Genomic DNA, 20,156 nt, shown 5'->3' on the forward strand with positions numbered 1-20,156 from the left:
ACGCGAGATCGCCGGAGACCGCGCGCCGGCTAACTCAGCACCGTATATTCGCCGCCGCGTTCGAGCGCACGTTGATAGGCCGGGCGTGCATGAATGCGATCGAGAAACGCGTAGATGTTCGGGAATCGCGCGCGGTTGGAGCCGCGCGCGCCGGCCGCTTCGAGCGGAAAGCTCATCTGCACGTCGGCGATCGTGAACGCGTCGCCCGCGAACCATCCGGTCGCCGCGAGCTCGCCGTCGATGTACTTGAGGTGCATGGCAAGTTGCGGGTCGATGAACTGATCCTGCAAGCCCGATGCGATCTTGCGCGCGATCGGTTTTGCGAAGAAAGGCATCGGCGACGTGCCGATGCGTCCGGCGACGAGCTTGAGCAAGAGCAGCGGCATCGCCGACCCTTCGGCGTAGTGGAGCCAGTAGCGCATCTTGAGGAATGCGGGCGTACCGCGCGGCGCGACGAAGCGACCCTCGCCGTAGGTGTCGCTCAGGTATTCGATGATCGCGCCCGACTCGGCGATCGTGAGTCCGCCGTCGACGATGACCGGCGATTTGCCGAGCGGATGGATCGACCGGAGTTCGGGCGGCGCGAGCATCGTCTTCGGGTCGCGCTGGTAGCGCTTGATCTCGTAGTCGAGACCGAGTTCCTCGAGCAGCCAGAGCACGCGCTGCGAACGGGAGTTGTTCAGATGGTGGACGATGATCATCGCGGCGCGCTCGCTCGTGGATGGGGCCTCTATGCTACCGCGCCGCGCATGCGCGACGCCGACCGGGTGGCGCGATCCGGCACCGTGCGCGTAAAGCGCTTCGTTGATCTGTCGAGCCGAGGCGCGGCGGCGCGATCCCGCCAATCCGGCGTGCATCAGGCGCCGTGCGAGCGGGCTCCTGTACGTGGGCGCGCTCGCGCGCTCGGCTCGCGAAATCGAGCCGATCAGCGGCGCTGAGGCGCCCCCCCTTCACCGACTCTAGGCAGACCAGACCGTACGTCGATCACTCGCCGAGTGCAGCGAGCACCTCGTCGGCCTGCCGCACGAATCCCACGCGAGGGAAGATGAATTTGACCGACGCGTCGTGGTGCTCGGTCGCGCCCGCGCTCATCGCGTCTTCGACGAGCACTTGCTCGTAGCCGAGCTCGTAGGCGACGCGCGACGTCGATTCGACGCCGATATTCGTCGAGATCCCGCCGAGCACAATCGTCCGAATCCCGCGCCGGCGCAGCTGAAGATCGAGTTCGGTGCCGTGGAACGCGCCCCATTGGCGCTTCGTGATGTAAAGATCCTTGTCGCCGGCTTCGAGCGCATCCGGAAAGTCGAGCCAGTTCGCGGGCAGCATGCCGGGCGCGAGGCGCGTCGGTTGATCGGCGGGCAGCGCGAGCGAGTCGGCGAAGTCGTCGTGCCAGCCCACGCGCACGAGCACGACGAGCGCGCCGCGCTCACGGAAACGCTTGGCCAGGCGGGCGGACGTCTCGAGCACGGCGTCTCCGGTGCGCGGGCCCTTGGCGAACGGCAGGATTCCCTGCTGGAGATCAATCAGCACGAGCGCAGTTGTGCGAGGATCGAGGCTTTGCATGAAGTGGGTCCTTGGCCGCGGCAATGGGCGGCAATTAAGCTTGAATTCCGGCGGATGCGGGTCAAACAGGGTTAAATGTGAGGAAGTCCTCGCATTGGAGTATATGAGTATGTCCTCACAAAATGCAAGCGATCCGGTCGATGCGGTGGATTCGATCGATCCCGGTGCGACGGCGCGCGCCAAGGCGCCGCAGCGCGAGCGCGGGCGTGCACGCGTTGCGGCGCTGCTCGAGGCGGCCGGGCAGGTTTTTGCCGAGAAAGGCTACGACGCCGCGACGATGACGGCGATCGCGGCGCGCGCGGGTTCGTCGATCGGTTCGCTCTACCAGTTCTTTCCGACGAAGGACGAGGTCGCACAAGCGCTGCTCCAACGTTATCTCGACGCGCTGATGGAGCAGATGCACGCGCTGCGCGCCGAAGCGGCCGCGCTTGAAGCGCATGGGATCGCGGGCTTCGCGGCCCGGCTCACGCGCACGCTGATCCGGTTTCGCGATGCGTATCCGGCGTTCGCGATGCTTGCCGAAAGCTACGGAAGCGTGCCGGGTTCGGGCAGCATCCGGGGCCGTTTGCGCGCCGAGATCGGGGCCGTGCTGCTCGCGCTCGCCCCCGCTCAGTCCGCCGAGCGCGCGGAAGCGCGGGCGGCCGTGGTTCAGCATCTGATGAAATCGGCCGTCGCGATCAACGGCGACACTGCGTTCGCCAATCGCGAGGCCGCTGTCGTCGAGCTCGAACGGCTCGTCGAGCATTGTCTGCACGACTGGATCGATTCGCAGCCCGCCTGAGCGGTCGCGACGTCCGAGCGGTGGCCATGCCTGAGTGGCTGTCCTGCCCGAACGGTCGCGATGCCCCTCCATTCCTCAGTCCACGTCGCAAAAAATTCATCGAGGTTGTTCTAAAGCCCCTCGCCGGGCGCGCCGTTACACCGGACAGGTGATGACGAAATCCAGCGCGCGGCGGCGGGTGATCTCCCGCCGAGTACCGACGTCGCAGCACGATGTCCGAAGGGGTCCAGGGTGAATCGGTTGAGCTTGAATGCCAAGTTGTGGTCTGCGCTTGCGGTCATGTGGGTGGGACTCATCATTCTTGGAAGCTGGGCCGCTTATCAATCGCGCGCATCGATGCTCGAGGAGCGCAAGACGGCGATCCGCAAGGTTGTCGAATCCGGTTATGCGCTGGTCGCCGACTATGCGGCGCGCGCCGACCGCAACGAACTCAGTGTCGACGACGCGAAGCAGCAGGCGATGGCGCGCCTCGCGTCGATGCGCTTCAGCGGCAACGGCTACTTCATCATCACCGACGCCCATCCGACGGTGCTCATGCATCCGACGCTCGCCGATCTGCGCAACAAGGACGTGACCGATTACAAGGACGCCAAGGGCGTCCGGATGTTCGTCGAGATGGTCAAGGTCGCGCAGGCGAACGGCGAAGGCTTCGTGCAATACGATGCGCGGCTGACGACCGCGAACCACTCGGCGCCCAAACTCACGTTCGTCAAACAGTTCAAGCCGTGGGACTGGTATGTCGAGTCGGGGCTGTATCTCGACGACGTCGATGCGGCGTTCTATTCGATGCTGATTCGCTATCTGCTCACGGTGCTCGTGATCGGCGGCGTGATCACGGGCGCGATGCTCGCGATCATCCGCAGCGTGCATCGCAGTCTCGGCGGCGAACCCGACTACGCGGGCTCGATCGCCGAAGCGATCGCCGACGGCGATCTGACGGGCGCCGTCTCGCTCAGGGGCGCCGACGAACACTCGATGCTCTATTCGATGAGCCGAATGCAGCACACGCTCGCCTCGACGATCACACGGATTCGCGTGGGGACCGATGCGATCACGGTCGCATCGCAGGAGATCGCGGCCGCGAACGACGATCTCTCGGGACGCACCGAACAGCAGGCCGCATCGCTCGAACAGACGGCGTCGAGCATGGAGCAGCTCACGGCGACGGTCAAACAGAACGCCGACAACGCGCGTCAGGCCAGTCAGATGGCGGCGAACGCGTCCGAGATCGCGCTCGAGGGCGGCGGTGTTGTGCGCGAGGTCGTCGCGACGATGCACACGATTTCGGCGAGCTCGAACAAGATCGTCGACATTATCTCGGTCATCGAAGGCATCGCGTTCCAGACCAATATTCTGGCGCTCAATGCCGCCGTGGAAGCCGCGCGCGCAGGCGAGGAGGGGCGCGGCTTCGCGGTCGTCGCGAGCGAGGTGCGTTCGCTCGCGCGCCGTAGCGGCGACGCGGCGAAGGAAATCAAATCATTGATCGAGCGCTCGGTCCAGCGGGTCCACGACGGCGAGTCGCTCGTCGAACGGGCCGGCACGACCATGGAGTCGGTCGTGCAGGCCGTGCGCCGCGTGACCGACATCATGGGCGAGATTTCCGCTGCATCCGAGGAGCAGAGCAGCGGGATCGAGCAGGTCAATCGTGCGATCACCCATATGGACGAAGCCGTCCAGCAGAATGCCGCGATGGTCGAAGAGGCCGCCGCGGCTGCTAAATCGCTCGAGGAGCAAGCAAATGAATTGCGTGATGCGGTCAACACCTTCCGCGTCTCGAACCAGGGTTCGGGCGCCGCGCAGAATTCGGCACAGCGAGCACCGTTCGGCACAGGTCTGCGAACGGCAGTCGGTTATTGAACTGGTTCTGCCCGAGTCGCGATTGCCGCAGACCCGGATTCCGCCGTGCCCCTGGCGGCGCAGTCCGGGGCCGGTCTAGGCCGTCGCCGTCGCTTCGCCTGGCGTTGCGCCGACGCGCGCGAGCGGCGCTCGACGGGCCGTGCGTGACGAGGCCCTGAGCGACGGGTTCCGAATAGAGGGCCCTGAGAGAGGGACCGGCCTGCGGCGCGACGCGTGCGCGGCCGATCCGTCGTGATCGCGCGTTATCGCGTCTTCTGGAACGGCGCGCCCGAATGTTCGCGAAGTTCGTTGAACGTGATGTCGGGCCACGACTCCTTGGCCGCGTTGATTTCGGCGACATGGCCGGCCAGAAAGGTCGGCGCGTCGGATGCGTCGAGCGCGAGGCGGTCCGTATAGAAGTCGACGAATTTCTTGAGCCGGCTCGGATCTTCGGCCGTGATCCAGCGCGACAGGCGGAAACGCGCGGGCGCCATGCGCACGTCGACCTTGTACTCGTTCGACAGGCGGTGAGAGACGACTTCGAACTGCAGCGCGCCGACCGCGCCGAGCACGGTCATGCCGCCGACCATCGGCTTGAAGACCTGGATCGCGCCTTCGTCGCCGAGTTGCTTGAGCGCTTCGCCGAGCTGCTTCGCGCGCATCGGATCCTTCGCTTCGACGGTCTGGAAGATCTCGGGCGCGAAGAACGGCAAGCCGAGGAACTGAAGCGGCTCGCCTTCCGACAGCGTGTCGCCGAGACTCAGCGTGCCATGATTCGGAATCCCGATGATGTCGCCCGGGTACGCGTCCTCGACCGTTTCGCGACGTTGCGAGAGGAACGTGACGACGTTGTTCGCGCGGAACGTCTTGCCCGAACGCGTGACGCGCAAGGCCATGCCGCGCTCGAAATGGCCCGAGCACACACGGATAAACGCGACGCGGTCGCGGTGCGCGAGGTCCATATTGGCTTGTACCTTGAACACCATGCCCGTGAATTTCGGCTCTTCGGGCGACACTTCGCGCTGCGCGGTCATGCGGCCCGAGGGCGGCGGCGCGAGATCGATCAGCGCGTCGAGAATTTCCTTGACGCCGAAGTTGTTGATCGCCGAGCCGAACAGCACGGGCGACTGATTGCCCTCGAGAAACGCCGCGCGGTCGAACGCGGGCGTCGCACCCGTGATCAGGTCGACTTCTTCCTTCGCCTTGCGCCACGGTTCGCCGAAGCGCGCGATGCCTTCGTCGTCGCCGAGACCCTGGAGTGTCTGAACATCGCCGCCGAGCGTGCTGTCGCCCGGACGGAACACGCGGACCTGGTCGGCCTGGATGTCGTAGACGCCCTGGAAATCCTTGCCCATGCCGATGGGCCAGGTGAACGGAATCGCGGACACGCCGAGATGCTGTTCGATTTCGTCGATCAGATCGAGCGGCTCGCGGACTTCGCGGTCGAGCTTGTTGATGAACGTGACGATCGGCGTCTTGCGGCTGCGGCAGACTTCGAGCAGCTTGAGCGTCTGTTCTTCGACGCCGTTCGCGCCGTCGATGACCATGACGGCCGCATCGACCGCGGTCAGCACGCGGTATGTGTCTTCCGAAAAGTCCTGGTGGCCCGGCGTATCGAGCAGATTGATCACGGCGTCGCGGTACTCGAACTGCATGACCGAACTCGCGACCGAGATCCCGCGCTGCTTTTCGATCTCCATCCAGTCGGAGGTCGCGTAGCGATTGCTCTTGCGGCCCTTGACGGTGCCCGCGATATGGATCGCGCCCGAGAACAGCAGCAGCTTTTCGGTGAGCGTCGTCTTGCCGGCGTCAGGGTGAGAAATCACCGCGAAGGTGCGCCGCCGTTGAACTTCTGAAAGTGACATCGAAACCGTCGAATGCGTTGAATAAAGGGCGTGCCGGTGTCGCTCGGACCACGGCGCGCAGCGGCGCGACTGGGGGCGAAACGGCAGGAAAACGCGCATTTTACCCGTAAGCGGCGGCGTCTTCCGGACCGCGCGCGGCGTGCGGATCGAGGGCGGCCCGGTGTGCGGTCCCGCGTGCGCTCCTGAGCACGCTCCGATACGCGGCGCATCGGAACTTGTTATGATCGGCCCCCGACCCGCCGAGTCTCGCGCGCCTGTCGCCCGCCGCGGGTCGAGTTGAATTCACCGCACGCCGCACGCCGGCGTGCGCGCATCGAGGTCCGATCATGTCTACGCCCCCCGAAATCAAGCCCGGTCAGTCGATCGAGCTGCTCAAGGCGCTTCATATCCTGACGCGCGACGGGAAGATGAACCAGGATAGCCGCCGCAAGCTCAAGCAGGTCTATCACCTGTACCAGTTCATCGAGCCCCTGCTCGAGTCCGCGCGCGCCGAGCATCCCGATCTGACGCTGGTCGATCATGGCGCGGGCAAGTCGTATCTCGGCTTCATTCTCTACGATCTGTTCTTCAAGTCGCTGCCCGCGGGACCCGCGATCTACGGCATCGAAACGCGCGATGAACTCGTCACGCAGTCGCGCGAACTCGCGCAACGCCTCGCGTTTCCGGGCATGACGTTTCTGAATCTGTCGGTCGCCGAGTCGATCGCCTCGGATGCGTTGCCCGCGACGGTCGATATCGTGACGGCCCTGCATGCGTGCAATACCGCGACCGACGATGCGATCCGCTTCGCGCTCGAGAAAAAGGCGCGCCACATCGTGCTCGTGCCGTGCTGCCAGGCCGAGGTCGCCGCGGTGCTGCGCAAGAACAAGCAACAGGCGCTCGGACGCAGCGCACTGACCGAACTCTGGCGGCACCCGATTCATACGCGCGAATTCGGCAGCCAGATCACGAACGTCCTGCGCTGCCTGCAGCTCGAAGCGCACGGCTATCAGGTCACGGTGACCGAACTCGTCGGATGGGAGCATTCGATGAAGAACGAACTGATCATCGCGACCTTCAAGGACTTGCCGCGCAAGCGCCCGGCCGATCGCATGCACGAGATCCTTCAGACGCTCGCGCTCGAGGAAATGCGGGAGCGGTTCTACGTCGATTGAGTCGCGTGTGAATCCGCGTCAGGCACGTTCGGCGCGTGTGTTTTTTCGCGTTCGCGCAGCATATCGCGATGCGTGAGATAGAGCCGCAAATCGAACTCGATTTGCGCATAACCGGGCTGCATGTGCTCGCAGAGCCGGTAAAAAGCCTTGTTGTGCTCGCTTTCCTTGAGGTGCGCGAGCTCGTGCACGACGATCATTTCGAGGAATTCGCGCGGCGTGTCCTTGAACAGCGAGGCGATCCGGATTTCCTTGCGCGCCGTGATCTTGTTGCCGTGCACGCGCGAGATCGCGCGATGGTGGCCGAGCGCGTTGTGCAGCACGTCGAGTTTCGCGTCGTACAGCACCTTGTCGATCATCGGCGCGCCGCGCAGGAACTGCAGCCGTAGATCGTTCGTGTACTGATAGAGCGCCTTGTCGGTCTGGACGGCGTGCCGCTGAGGATATTTTTTCTCGAGGTAGACGCCGAGCCGGTCGTCGCGAATCATCGCGCGGACCTGATCGAGCAGATTCGACGGATAGGCGCCGAGGTATTTGAGGTGCTGCATGGGGCTTTGCGGTCGCTCCGGGGTGCGCGGGGTCGCGCGCACGTTCTTGCTGCGGGGCGGGGCGACGGTCGTCGCGTCCGGACACGTCCGAGAGTATGCCTGCAATGACGCATGAGCGGCCCGGACGTCTAGGATGTCCCAAACGTCTCTAACGTCTCATGCTGCCGCGCTGTAAGATGCGACCTTGCCTATTCCTCTGCCTGGATACCGCTGCCCGAGATGTTTTCCGCCACGATCGATTCAAGCCTGTCCAAGCCCGCGCGCTATGCCGAACTCGTCGAACAGGCGCGTGCGCTGCTCGTCGATGAAACCGATCGCATCGCGAACGCGGCCAATTTCTCGGCGCTGATCTTCCACAGTCTGCCCGACCTCAATTGGGCGGGGTTCTATCTGTTCGACGGCACCGAGCTTGTCGTCGGCCCGTTTCAAGGCAAGCCCGCGTGCGTGCGCATCGCGCTCGGACGCGGCGTATGCGGCACCGCGGCGCGCACGCGCGAAACGCAAGTCGTGCGCGACGTGCATGATTTCCCCGGCCATATCGCTTGCGATGCCGCGTCGCAATCCGAAATCGTCGTGCCGCTGATCGCGGGCGATGGCACGCTGATCGGCGTCTGGGACGCCGACAGTCCGCGCGTCGCGCGCTTCGACGACGACGACCGCGCGGGCATGGAAGCGCTTTGCGCGATATTCATCGAGCACGGCTGGACCATCTGAAACAGGCGCGGACACAGATCGAAATCATGCGCGTTCGATGATGCGATCGCGATCCGAGTTTGAAGCCAATTGAAAGCCCCACCCGCACAGGCCTTTTTCATTCGGGTATACCGCGACAAATCATGTCAAATTCATGACAGAAGCGAAGAGCGTTGTTTCACGTGACATTGTCGTTGTGGATGTGCGACGCGATCGAACCCCTCGCGCTTATGTAAATGTTTTGTCATGTCTAGGTTGGTAACCTGCGGCCAGCTTTTTATGGACGAGGTGGATCGCGTCCATATGCAGCTGCTCACCACACCTTAGATCGAGAATATTCATCCAATGAAAAAGTCGCTTATCGCACTGGCCGCGCTCGGCACGGTGGCTTCGGCTTCGCAGGCTCAAACGAGCGTCACGCTGTATGGTTTGATCGATGCGGGCGTTACGTATGTCAATAGCACGTCGGTGAAGGTGACGGGCGGTACGGCCGGTCACTCGCTGATCGCTCAGCAAGACGGCGCGACGGCCGGCCTGTCGGGCAGCCGTTGGGGCGTGCGCGGCACGGAAGATCTCGGCGGCGGTCTCAGCGCGATCTTCGTGCTCGAAAACGGTTTCTCGTACAACACCGGCGCGCTGGGCCAAGGCGGCGACTTCTTCGGCCGTCAAGCATTCGTCGGTCTGTCGAGCACGCAGTACGGTACGTTCACCCTCGGTCGTCAATACGACACGGGCGTCGACCTGATCCAGCCGATCGCCGCTTACGGCACCTGGGGTAACCTGACGGCTCACGCAGGCGACATCGACAACATCGGTAACCTGAACCGTGTGAACAACACGTTCAAGTACACGAGCGCTACGTACTCGGGCTTCAAGGTCACGGGCATGTACAGCCTCGGCGGCATCGCCGGCGATTCGTCGCGCAACGGCCTGATGTCGTTCGGCGCGGGCTACTCGAACGGCCCGATCAACGCAGCAGCAAACTACTTGTTCGCGAAGAACCCGAACTACGGCTTCTTCGGGATGAACCCGAACGCCGGTACGACGTCGGCGCCGGCGAACAACTTCGGCAGCTCGCACCTCGCATACTCGGGCTTCTCGACGGCGGGCAGCGAACAGATCATCGACGTCGCGGGCAACTACGCGATCGGACCGGCAACGCTGGGTCTCGTCTACTCGAACATCAAGTTCTTCAACCTGGGTTCGTTCACGGATTCGGCGAACACGAACAAGTTCGCGAACGGCGACACGGCAACGTTCAACGACGTCGAAGCGAACATCAAGTACGCGCTGACGCCGTCCGTCCTGCTCGGCTTCTCGTATAACTACACGAAGGGCCAGTCGATCACGATGCTCAACGGTACGCAAACGGGCGCGACGTACAACCAGTTCAACCTGGGCGTCGACTACCTGTTCTCGAAGCGCACGGACGTCTACCTGCTCGGTATCTATCAACACGCCAGCGGCATCGATTCGACGGGCAAGCAAGCTGTCGCTTCGATCACGGGCGAAACCCAATCGACGACGCCGAACCAAGTCGCGATCACGACGGGTCTGCGCGTGCGCTTCTAAGCCACGCGTTGCAACCGGTTCGCCACAAGCGAACCGGCTGGCCACCGTCGTGTGGCTTTGCAAAAAAAAAGGGAGCCTTCGGGCTCCCTTTTTGTTTGTCCTCCGGATCGCGCGCATGAGGCTGCGCCGTCATTTGCGTTCTCGGTGGCGAAATGCGCCTGCGATGGGTACATATCGCAGGCATCGATACGCGCAGTCGACGTGTTCGCGCGATGCCCGCGCATGCGCCTCAATGCAAACGGCCCGCTTGGAGCGGGCCGTCAAGTGCATCAATAGTGGTGGTGATGGTACGCGTAGTAGTCGTGGCGGCCCCACCAGCGGCGACCGTCCCAGTAGCGGTTGTCATGCCAGCCGATCACGACGGCCGGCGCCACGACGACGGGTGCCGCGCCGTAGACGACCGGACCCGGTGCCGGCGCATAGACGACGGCAGGCGGGGGCGGCGGCGGTGCGTAGACCGGAGCCGGCGCCACATAGACCGGAGCGGGGACACCCAGATTAATGCCGACGCTCACGCCCGCAGATGCGCTTTGCGCGGCCCCGAACGCCACGAACGCGGCGCCAATACCCACGAACAACTTAGTTTTCATTTTCCTTTCTCGCCGGAAATACCGAAAGCGGCTCAACTATACAGAGGCTGCCGATTTTTTGATTACTAGGAGGCAACACTTTCGACTCGCTGATGATCGAGCCGTGACCGATCAGGTAACCGCCGGAACGCCTGCTGGCGGGCCTGACGACCGAATTAACGGCGGCGCGTCTGTAATATTTAGATGCAACTTCGTTCGTGCGCAACATAATGCCCGCAATAAGGGTCGGCAGAAAAGCGACACCCGACGCCCCGACTGCCGCGACACCCGATGTCTGATTCGCCGCGTTAACCGTGTGATGCTCGGCGTATGACGATCGACGACGCGTTTCAGCGCGTCGCATATCCCGAGTTTTGCAATTCGCCGAGCGGGACCCCACGGCGCGACGCCGAACAGCACGCGAAGCCGTATGCCAGGCGGCGTTGCGCGGATTCGACGCCGCGAATTTCAGACGTCGTGTGTGCCGGATCGCACTAACAAAATCCTTGCGCAATGCTCCAATGCAAACGCTGGGCGAAAGCCGCCGAGCGACCCCGCGCTATCCGATTCCCATTGCGTTCCCATTACGACGAAGCCATGCAGACAGAACCGATGATCGAGGTCCGCTCACCCCGTCCGGCGCGCGTTGCGCTCGGTCTCAATACGCCGGTCGCGGAATGGATCGCGTGCGTGCTGGTTCCTGTGCTCTGCGGCCTCTATTCGCTGTGGCTCGGCGCCGATGCCGACTGGGACCTGGCCAATTACCATATCTACAACCCGTTCGCGCTGCTCAATGGCCGCTTCAATCAGGACTTCGGCGCCGCGGGCATGCAGACGTACTTCAATCCGCTGCTCGATGTGCCGATCTACTGGATCCACATGCATCTGCCGTCGAGACTCGGCGGGTTTCTGCTGGGCGTGTTCCACGGCTTGACGTTCGTGATGGTGCTGGCGCTCGCGAAGCGGACCGTGCCCGCGTTGCCCGAGCGCGATCGGATTCGCGTCCCGTTGCTGCTCGCGATCGCGGGCACGCTGAGCGCGAGCAATGTGACGGGCATCGGCAATTCGATGGGCGACATCACGACGGCGCTCTTCATCTATGCGGGGCTGCTTGTGATGCTCGCGCGCTGGGACCGGTTGAGCGCGCGCGGCGCGGGCGCCGTGCTGACGCTCATCGCGTCGGGCGTGCTCGTGGGCGCCGGCGCGGGGCTCAAGCTCACGACGGCCGTCTCGGCCGTTGCCGCGTGCGCGGCGCTGCTCGTTTATCCGGCGAGCCTGCTGACGCGCATCCGGCTGTGTTTCGTGTTCGGCATCGGCGTGCTTCTCGGGTTCGCCGCGACGGGCGGCTACTGGATGCTGTTCATGTGGCAGACGTTCCGCAATCCCGTGTTTCCGCAATTCAGCACGATTTTCCCGAATCCGCTTGGCGCGCCGATCACCGTCGGAGACGCGCGCTGGGGTACGAAGGGCGTCCTCGAAGCGTTGCTTTGGCCGTTCATCTTCTCGGCCCATCCGGTCCGGATCAGCGACCTCATCATCTACCAGATCATCTGGCCGCTCGCCTATATCGTGTTCTGGGTCGGGGTCGTCGTCGAGATCGCCGCGCGGCTGCGTCGCCGCACGCTCACGCAGATCGATTCGCGCGCGTGGTTCGTGCTGCTCTACGTGGTCATCGGCTACATCGTCTGGATGAAGGCGTTCAGCATCTATCGCTATCTCGTCGCGGTCGAAGTGCTGCTGCCGATCGCGGTGTTCGTCATGCTCGTGAGAATGCTGCCGTATCCGAGCGCGCGGCGCGTCGCGCTATGGATTCTCGGCGCGTCGACGCTCATGAACATCGGCACGGGACTCACGCGAAGCTGGGGTCACGAAGCGTGGGACGATCCGCTTTATCGCGCTGAAGTGCCCGCGATCGCGCAGCCGGCGAAGACGACGGTGGTGCTCTATGTCGAGCAAAGCGCGTGGGCCTGGCTCGCGCCGCTGTTTCCGTCCGAAGTCGCGTTTACGCAGATCGAGAACGCATATTTCGTCGGCACGCCGGCGTATGCCGAGCGCGTGCGGAACCTCGTCGCTTCGCGCGGCGGGCAAGCGTACGCGATCATCGACGGCGCGAAACAATGGCGCGCCCGAAGCCTCGATGCCCGCAACGACATGCTGCGTAGCGTCGGCCTGCTGCAAAGCGCGAGCGGTTGCGCGTTCGTGCAGAGGGCGTTGAACACACTGCATTTGCATGAGCGCGTCGAGCCCGTATCGAGTGGCGGCGACCAGTGCAAGCTGGTCCCGCTCGACGAAGACAAGGTCACCGCCGCCGACGCGAATCGCATGTTTGCCGAGCAGGCCGTGGCCCCTTATGCGCGCAGCGGTTTCACGCTCGATCCCGCGACGTGCAAGCCCTATCAGTCGTGGATCGGCAAGGGTCTCATCGTGTATCAGTGGTGTCCGCTGACGATGCGTTGACGGCGCGTCGATGCATGTCGATTCACGTCGACGCGTGTCGTTTCGTGTCGACTCGCGCTGATGACGCACGCGGCGTGAGCAGCGCGTAGATCGTATGCCGGGCCGCAGCCCGGCATACGGGTCCTCGGACACGCTTCTTGGAAATGAGCCATGCAGATGACGGACGATCCCGCAGTGGTCCCGCAGTCGCCGCATGTCTGGCGGCGCGCATGGAATCTGAATGCACCGTTCGCGCCGATCCTCGCGGCCGTGCTGATGCCGGTGCTGTTCGGCTTGTACTCGGTCTGGCTCGGCGCCGATACGAACTGGGATCTGACCAACTATCACATCTACAACCCGTACGCGTTTCTGCATGGCGGCCGGCTGTCGATCGATCTTGCGCCCGCGGGCGTCCAGACGTATTTCAACCCGCTGATCGACGTTCCCGCGTACTGGATGTTTACGCATTGGCCGTCGCGCGTCGTCGGCTTCGTGTTGGGTGCCGCGCATGGTCTGATCTTCGTGTTCTTGCTGGGTATCGCGCGGCAGGTCGCGCGCGAGGTGCCCGACGCCGACCGGTATCGCGTGCCTCTGCTGCTTGCGTTGGCGTGTGCGCTGACGCCGGCGGTCGTGACCGGCATCGGGAATTCGATGGGCGACGACACGTCCGCGCTCTTCACGATCGGCGGCCTCTTCGTGCTCATCCGTCATTGGGACGCGTTGCGCGAGCGTGGGCTTCGCGCCGTGCTTGCCGCAGTCTGCGGTGGTCTGATCGTCGGCATGGGTGTGGGCCTCAAACCGACCACCGGCATTTACGCCGTCTCCGCGTGCGTCGCGCTGCTCGTCTATCGGGCGCGCTTCGTCGTTCGCCTGCGTATCGCGTTCCTGTTCGGCGTCGGTGTCGCGTCGGGCTTCGCCGTGACCGCCGGATATTGGATGTTCGAGTTGTGGCACCGGTTCGGCAACCCCGTCTTTCCGCAGTTCAGCTCGGTTTTCCCGCATCCGTGGCTTTTGCCGATCAACACGGCCGATCCGACGTTCATTCCGCATGGCTTCCTGAGGATCCTGTTTTTCCCGTTCATCTTCACGCTGCGCGCGACGATCGTCGCCGAGAATCCCGTGCATCAGTTGATCTGGCCGATTGCCTATGTGCTTTTCTGGATCTGGGCGGCGCGGGCGATCGCGTTGAAATGGTCGAGGCGCGCGCACGACGCAGCGCAAGCCCAGACGCGCGACTCGATGCGCGACCCGATGCGCAGGCCGTTCGATGCGCGCGCGCAGTTCGTCCTCGTCTATGTCGCGCTTGGCTACGTGCTCTGGCTCAGGGGCTTCGGCATCTACCGTTACACCGTGGCGATCGAAGCGCTGTTGCCGATCGCCGTGTTCGTGCTGCTCAATCGTCTGTGGCCGTATCCGGTCGCGCGCCGTCGCGCGGCATGGATCATCGGTGCGGCGGCGATCCTGCCGTTGCTCGTCGGCGTGCGGAGCTGGGGTCACGAAGCATGGGCCGATCCGATCTATGACGCCGATGTCCCCGTCATCGATCAGCCTGAACGCGCGACGGTTGTGATCAAGATGCCTGCCGGTGCGTTCGCGTGGCTCGTGCCGTTCTTTCCCGAGCAGGTCGCGTTCGCGCAAATCGAGAGTCGGCAGTTTCCGGCATCGCCCGCGTTCGCGGCGCGGCTGCACGAGATGGCGGTCGCGCGCGGCGGCGATCTTTACGCGGTCGTCGACGGCGTGGTCGCATGGCGCGGGCCCGTCGTCGCGCGGATGAGCGCAACCGCCGAACGGTTCGGCCTGACCCGGTCCGTGCTTGGTTGCAAGGCGATACGCTGGTATCTATCGCACTATCTGATTCATGCGGAACTCGAGCCCGTGTCCGACGGTGTGCATCAATGCCGTATCGCCGCGGCGTCCGACGATGCCTTGGGGCACGACGCGGTGGACCGGGCGCTCGCCGAGCAGGCGGCGGTGGCTTTCGCGCGCAATGGTTTCGTGCTTGACGTGGCCTCATGCAGACCCTATCGGGCGCGCATCGGAACAGGGCGGATGGAATATCAATGGTGCCGGCTGAGCGCGCGCTGAGCGCGGGCTTCAGATCGATTGACTGGGAAACGAGCCATGCAGATAACCGAAGATCCCGCAGTGGGTACGCAGTCACCGCGTCTGCAGGCGCGTGCGTGGAACCTGAATGCGCCGTTCGCGCTGGCCGTGGCGGTCGTCATGGTGCCGTTGCTGTTCGGCCTGTACTCGGTTTGGCTTGGCGCCGATTCAAACTGGGACCTCGCCAATTACCACATGTACAACGCCTACGCGTTCCTGCATGGCGGGCGTCTCTCGATCGATCTCGCGCCGGCCGGTATCCAGACGTACTTCAATCCGCTCATCGATGTGCCCGAGTATTGGATGAATACGCATTGGCCGTCGCGCGTGGTGGGCTTTGTGATGGGTGCGCTGCATGGCGTGATATTCGTCTTCGCATTGGGCATTGCGCGGTGCGTGATCCGCGAGGTCCCCGATTCCGATCGGTATCGGGTTCCGCTGCTCGTCGCGCTCGCGTGTGCGTTCACGCCGGCCGTGCTGACGGGCGTCGGCAATTCGATGGGCGACGATACCTCGGCAATCTTCACGATTGCGGGCCTCTATGTGCTCATGCGGCAGTGGGACGCGTTGGGCGGTCGCGGGCTTCGCGCGATGCTGGGCGCCGTCGCGAGCGGTTTGATCATCGGTCTGGGAGCGGGTCTCAAGCCGACCACGGCCGTCTGTGCGGTCGCCGCATGTGTCGCGTTGCTCGCTTATCCGGCGAGCGTCGGGGTGCGATTGCGCGTCGCTTTTTTGTTCGGCGTGGGTGTGTCGCTCGGCTTTGCCGCGACCGCGGGCTATTGGATGGTTCAGCTCTGGCTCATGTTCGGCAACCCCGTGTTTCCGCAATTCAGCGCGATCTTCCCGAATCCGCTGGTGCAGCCCATGCATTCGGGCGATCCGCGCTTTATTCCACACGGGTTTTTGACCGTGCTGTTGTGGCCGTTTCTATTCACCTTGCATGGCACGCTCGTCGCGGAAGGTCCCGTTCACCAACTGATCTGGCCGCTCACGTATGTGCTGTTCGCGGTCTGGGCCGTGAAGGCGATCGTGGAAAAGGTGTCCGGCCGGCCGCGTGCCGCGGAGCCGGGGCCGATCGACGGACGCGCGCAGTTCGTGCTGCTGTATGTCGCGTTGGGCTATGTGCTTTGGATGAAGGGATTCGGGATCTATCGGTATATCGTCGGGGTCGAGGTGCTCGCGCCGCTCGCCGCGTTCGTGCTGATCACGCGCCTGTCGACGTATGCGGTTGCGCGTCGTCGCGCGGCATGGTGGCTCGGCGTCGCCGCGCTCTTGCCGCTGGTCGGCGGCGTGAAGTCCTGGGGCCACGAGGAATGGGCCGATCCGGTGTATCACGCCGACGTTCCGGCGGTCGCCCATCCGGAGCGTTCGACCGCGGTCATCTACACGCCGAACGGCGCGTGGGCCTGGCTCGTGCCGTTCTTTCCCGAGCAGGTGTCGTTCGCGCAGATCGAGAACCGGCAGTACCTCGCGACGCCGGTATTCACGCAGCGCTTGCACGAGATGGCCGCGGCGCGCGGGGGGGAGGTCTATGCGATCGTCGACGGAGCGAATCAATGGCGCGCGGCCAATATCGCGAAGATCGACGCCAATGTCCGCGCGGTGGGCCTGACCCGGTCGGCGCTCGGATGCAGGGCGATTGCGTGGGGACTGTCGCACTTCCTTGTGCATGCGCGGCTCGAGACGGTGAGCGATGGCGTCGATCGATGCCGTGTCGGATTAATGCCCGATGACGCGCGCGGTCCGGAGGTCGAGCGGCTCGACCTCGCCCGCCGCGCTGCGTCGGCATTCGCGCGCCACGGGTTCGATCTCGACATCGGATCGTGCCAGCCGTATGCGGCGCGCATTGGCAAAGGAGCGATGGAATATCAGTGGTGCCGGTTGAGCACGCGATGAGATGAACGCTGCGCGATGCCGGACGCGACGTTGACATTCCATTTACACCCGGATATAAATCGAGGTGTCTTTGGCCTTGATTTATATCCGATGAGCCGCGCCGCGCCGACCCCGTACACCGTATTCAAAGACCATCGACGATTCGCCTCCGGTCCGCTCGCGCGCGTGGCCGTGGAGATTCATCGGGCGGCCGAGGCGCTTGGCGATGCAACGGTGTTGATCTTCGATGACACGACGGGTCGCGCGATCGATGTCGATTTGAGCGGCACGGAAGCTGAGATCCATGCGCGCTATGCGTCGCAAGACGAGGATGAGCCGAGTGCGGGAGATGCATCCGATCGTGGCGCGGAGCCGGGTGCGCCATCGAGCGACGAGGCCGGCACGGGACCGAAGGCAGAATTGAACGCGGGACCGAACGCACCACCGAACTCCGAAGCCGGCGCGGAGCCGCGCGGCCGCGGTCGGCCGAAGCTGGGAGTCGTCGCGCGCGAGGTCACGTTGTTGCCACGCCATTGGGCGTGGCTCGCCGCGCAGCCGGGCGGCGCATCGGTCGCGCTGCGCAAGCTCGTCGAGGAAGCGCGGCGCGCGCGCGAAGCCGACGACGCGCGCCGTGCCGCGAAGGACCGTGCCTATCATTTCATGTCGGCGATCGCCGGCGATTTACCCGGTTTCGAAGAGGCAATCCGCGCGCTGTATGCCGATGACCGTGCACGCATGGACGCGCTGATCGTGGATTGGCCCGACGATATTCGCGACCACGCGCGTGCGCTCGCCGATGTGCGTCTCCCGGATGGGACGCGGCGAGACGAACCGGCGTAGCGCTGTCTTTCGTAAGTTCGGTGCGCGGGCGCCGTCGATACGCTTTTCGATCGGATCGGATGTTCCGTGAGTGAGAGGGGCGTGCTGCGTCGCCCGCACGACGGTGCGTCGTGACGCATCGCTTGTTCATGTTCCGAGTGACGGTCGCGCCGCAATCCGACCGCTCAAGTGTGTGTTCCTGAGCGGTATGGCGTTGCACCACGGCACCACGGCACCACGGCACCACGGCACCACGGCACCACGGCACCACGGCACCACGGCACCACGGCACTATCGCCGATCTCGCCCAGCGCCCATGTCCATCGCCGACGGCAACTTCGCCAAGAAATTGCACTGCGACGCAAAATCGATGCGCTTAAGTGCGGTGGCGGACATTCCGTTGATTACCCCCGCTGTAAAGTCGTTTACAGAGCCCCGCAGATTCAAGCGATCGGGCCATCACATCCCGTTTATTCGATTTTGAACTTTCGGCGTACGTCATTGCGACGTCGTCGCGAGTGGTTTCGCGTATGCGAAGGCGGGCGTTCGTCCAATTGCCAAGCGGCGGCGTCTTGGCAACGGATAGTCGCGGCTTGCCGATTGTCGTGATCAGAAAGCGAATTCCATTGATCCGCTCATCGAATCGGAGCGGATTGCTCAATGAATGTGCAAGAAAAAACGTTACGTGATCCGGGTGATAGAGGGGTTAGAAAATGGAACTGACGATTTTAATGCCGTGTTTAAATGAAATCGAAACATTGGCGACGTGCATCAACAAGGCGAAGCAGTTCCTCGCACGCACGGGCATTTCGGGCGAGATCCTGATTGCCGATAACGGCAGTCAGGACGGCTCGATCGAGACGGCATTGGACTGCGGCGCGCGCGTGGTCAGAGTTCCGGTGCGGGGATACGGGGCCGCGCTGATGCATGGGACGCTCGCCGCGCAGGGTCGCTACGTGATCATGGGCGACTCGGACGACAGTTACGATTTTTCGCGCCTCGAGTTATTCGTGGCGAAACTGCGCGAAGGCTACGATCTCGTCATGGGTAATCGATTCCAGGGAGGGATTGCGGATGGCGCGATGCCGTTCCTGCATCGTTATCTCGGTAATCCGGTATTGAGTTTTCTCGGCCGGTTGTTTTTCTCGATTCCGATTGGCGATTTCCATTGCGGATTGCGCGGATTTAATCGCGATAAATTAGTGCGACTCGGTCTGCAAACGACGGGAATGGAATTCGCGAGTGAAATGGTCGTGCGTTCGGCGCTCTCGGGTTACAAGATTTGCGAAGTGCCGACGACGCTCGCCAAGGATGGGCGCTCGCGTCCGCCGCATTTGCGGACCTGGCGCGACGGTTGGCGTCATTTGCGGTTTCTGCTGATGTTCAGCCCGCGGTGGCTGTTTTTCTATCCGGGCTTGCTGTTTTTCTTCGGTGGATTGCTGCTGACGTTTGTCGCATTGCCGGGACCGTTCCAGCTTGCGCCGGGCATTGCACTTGATGTTCATACCGTCGTGCTTGGTTGCATGAGTACCTTGATCGGCGCACAGTGCATTTCATTCGCGCATATAGCGCGACGATATGCGGCATTTCGAGGCTTTTTACCGGCGGCCTATCCATTCCAGAACGTCTCCGCGCTGTTCACATTGGAGCGGGCCGTGCTGGTCGCGGGGATTCTGGTCGTGTTGGGCTTGCTCGGCGTGGCGTCGTGTATGGTGGCGTGGGCGCGCGTGGGATTGGGTCCGCTTCCCTACGGTCAATTGGTCAGAGTGCTCGTAACGTCCGGCACGTGCGTATCGATCGGACTTCAGCTCGCATTTACGGGTTTCCTGTCCGAAGTGCTTGAAATCAAATCCGGGTCCGAGAGCGATGTCGAACATCAATTGGTTCCTGCAGCATCGTCTGCTTCAGCATGATTCGGCGCGGTTTATCGTGGTCGGCGGGACGAGCGCGGTGTTTTATTTCGTCCTGACGTTCGCGTTTCAGCGTGCCGCCGGGATGAGTGCAACGGTGGCGAGCGGGGTGGCGTACGTGATCAGTTTCGTGGTCACGTATCTGACGCACAAGCGTTTCACGTTCCGGAGCACGTCGGGCCATGGCCGCGCGTTGCCGCGTTACGCGCTGGCGCAGGCGATTGCGGTGATGCTGACGATGGGGCTCGTGCATCTCGGCACGCAGGTCCTCAAGATGCAGTCGGAGGCATTGATCTCGCTGGGCGCCACGATCGTGGCGTCGGGTTCGAGTTATGTGCTCTCGTCGAAATGGGCATTCGCGAACGCGAAGGAAGATGTCGCGTAGACGATTTTCTCGGAAGTACTGTATCGAAACGCCGCCGGACCTTCAGGGTT

At 63.5% G+C, this 20,156-nt stretch carries 16 protein-coding genes; 11 read left to right on the forward strand and 5 right to left on the reverse strand.

From position 1 onward, the window contains the following. Positions 1–29 precede the first annotated feature (29 nt). Positions 30–701, reverse strand: coding sequence for a glutathione S-transferase family protein (locus D7S86_RS03715; protein ID WP_121084282.1), 672 nt, complete (start codon positions 699–701; stop codon positions 30–32). A 283-nt stretch (positions 702–984) separates the two neighbouring features. After that, positions 985–1,563: a hydrolase gene (locus D7S86_RS03720; protein WP_121083521.1), complete on the reverse strand. Its 579-nt coding sequence runs from the start codon at positions 1,561–1,563 to the stop codon at positions 985–987. A gap of 109 nt (positions 1,564–1,672) precedes the next feature. On the opposite strand from D7S86_RS03720, the gene D7S86_RS03725 reads away from it, so the two are divergent. Together D7S86_RS03725 and D7S86_RS03730 are read left to right on the forward strand one after the other, a co-directional pair. Further along, positions 1,673–2,344 carry a TetR/AcrR family transcriptional regulator gene (locus tag D7S86_RS03725; RefSeq protein ID WP_205962736.1) on the forward strand — a complete coding sequence of 224 codons (672 nt, stop codon included), beginning with the start codon at positions 1,673–1,675 and terminating at the stop codon, positions 2,342–2,344. Between the two features lie 231 nt (positions 2,345–2,575). Continuing rightward, on the forward strand, positions 2,576–4,201 hold the full coding sequence (locus tag D7S86_RS03730; protein WP_276313257.1) for a methyl-accepting chemotaxis protein: 1,626 nt from the start codon (positions 2,576–2,578) through the stop codon (positions 4,199–4,201). 242 nt (positions 4,202–4,443) lie between these two features. On the opposite strand, the gene D7S86_RS03735 is transcribed toward D7S86_RS03730, so the two are convergent. Beyond that, positions 4,444–6,045 carry a peptide chain release factor 3 gene (locus D7S86_RS03735; protein ID WP_121083527.1) on the reverse strand — a complete coding sequence of 534 codons (1,602 nt, stop codon included), beginning with the start codon at positions 6,043–6,045 and terminating at the stop codon, positions 4,444–4,446. 326 nt (positions 6,046–6,371) lie between these two features. On the opposite strand from D7S86_RS03735, the gene D7S86_RS03740 reads away from it, so the two are divergent. Beyond that, on the forward strand, positions 6,372–7,199 hold the full coding sequence (locus D7S86_RS03740) for a class I SAM-dependent methyltransferase (protein ID WP_121083529.1): 828 nt from the start codon (positions 6,372–6,374) through the stop codon (positions 7,197–7,199). Here D7S86_RS03740 and D7S86_RS03745 read toward each other — a convergent pair. Beyond that, positions 7,187–7,744: a M48 metallopeptidase family protein gene (locus D7S86_RS03745; RefSeq protein WP_121083531.1), complete on the reverse strand. Its 558-nt coding sequence runs from the start codon at positions 7,742–7,744 to the stop codon at positions 7,187–7,189. The two genes, D7S86_RS03740 and D7S86_RS03745, sit on opposite strands and share 13 nt — an antisense overlap. 219 nt (positions 7,745–7,963) lie before the next feature. On the opposite strand from D7S86_RS03745, the gene D7S86_RS03750 reads away from it, so the two are divergent. Next, positions 7,964–8,458, forward strand: a complete 495-nt coding sequence (locus D7S86_RS03750) for a GAF domain-containing protein (RefSeq protein ID WP_121083533.1) — start codon at positions 7,964–7,966, stop codon at positions 8,456–8,458. Positions 8,459–8,782: 324 nt separating this feature from the next. After that, a complete protein-coding gene (locus tag D7S86_RS03755; protein ID WP_121083535.1) occupies positions 8,783–10,009 on the forward strand; it encodes a porin in 1,227 nt (408 codons plus the stop codon). A gap of 269 nt (positions 10,010–10,278) precedes the next feature. Here D7S86_RS03755 and D7S86_RS03760 read toward each other — a convergent pair whose 3' ends face one another. After that, on the reverse strand, positions 10,279–10,599 hold the full coding sequence (locus tag D7S86_RS03760; protein WP_121083537.1) for a hypothetical protein: 321 nt from the start codon (positions 10,597–10,599) through the stop codon (positions 10,279–10,281). A 576-nt stretch (positions 10,600–11,175) separates the two neighbouring features. Between D7S86_RS03760 and D7S86_RS03765 the strand changes: the two genes are divergently transcribed. From D7S86_RS03765 to D7S86_RS03790, 6 genes are all read left to right on the forward strand, one after another. Further along, positions 11,176–13,035, forward strand: coding sequence for a hypothetical protein (locus D7S86_RS03765; RefSeq protein WP_121083539.1), 1,860 nt, complete (start codon positions 11,176–11,178; stop codon positions 13,033–13,035). Between the two features lie 150 nt (positions 13,036–13,185). Then, on the forward strand, positions 13,186–15,099 hold the full coding sequence (locus D7S86_RS03770; protein WP_121083541.1) for a hypothetical protein: 1,914 nt from the start codon (positions 13,186–13,188) through the stop codon (positions 15,097–15,099). A 36-nt stretch (positions 15,100–15,135) separates the two neighbouring features. Further along, entirely contained in the window at positions 15,136–17,013 is a 1,878-nt protein-coding gene (locus tag D7S86_RS03775) for a hypothetical protein (protein WP_121083543.1), read from the forward strand. 90 nt (positions 17,014–17,103) lie between these two features. Continuing rightward, on the forward strand, positions 17,104–17,832 hold the full coding sequence (locus D7S86_RS03780; protein WP_121083545.1) for a DUF2239 family protein: 729 nt from the start codon (positions 17,104–17,106) through the stop codon (positions 17,830–17,832). A gap of 692 nt (positions 17,833–18,524) precedes the next feature. Continuing rightward, complete coding sequence (locus D7S86_RS03785; RefSeq protein WP_121083547.1) at positions 18,525–19,724, forward strand: glycosyltransferase family 2 protein; 1,200 nt, start codon at positions 18,525–18,527, stop codon at positions 19,722–19,724. Next, the gene (locus D7S86_RS03790) at positions 19,678–20,106 is read left to right on the forward strand and encodes a GtrA family protein (RefSeq protein WP_121083549.1); all 429 of its coding nucleotides are present in this window, start codon (positions 19,678–19,680) and stop codon (positions 20,104–20,106) included. The genes D7S86_RS03785 and D7S86_RS03790 overlap by 47 nt, the downstream gene beginning before the upstream one ends. Positions 20,107–20,156: the final 50 nt, after the last annotated feature.

Origin of the sequence: Pararobbsia silviterrae, from assembly GCF_003628125.1 — a bacterium.
Taxonomy (GTDB): Bacteria; Pseudomonadota; Gammaproteobacteria; order Burkholderiales; family Burkholderiaceae; genus Pararobbsia; species Pararobbsia silviterrae.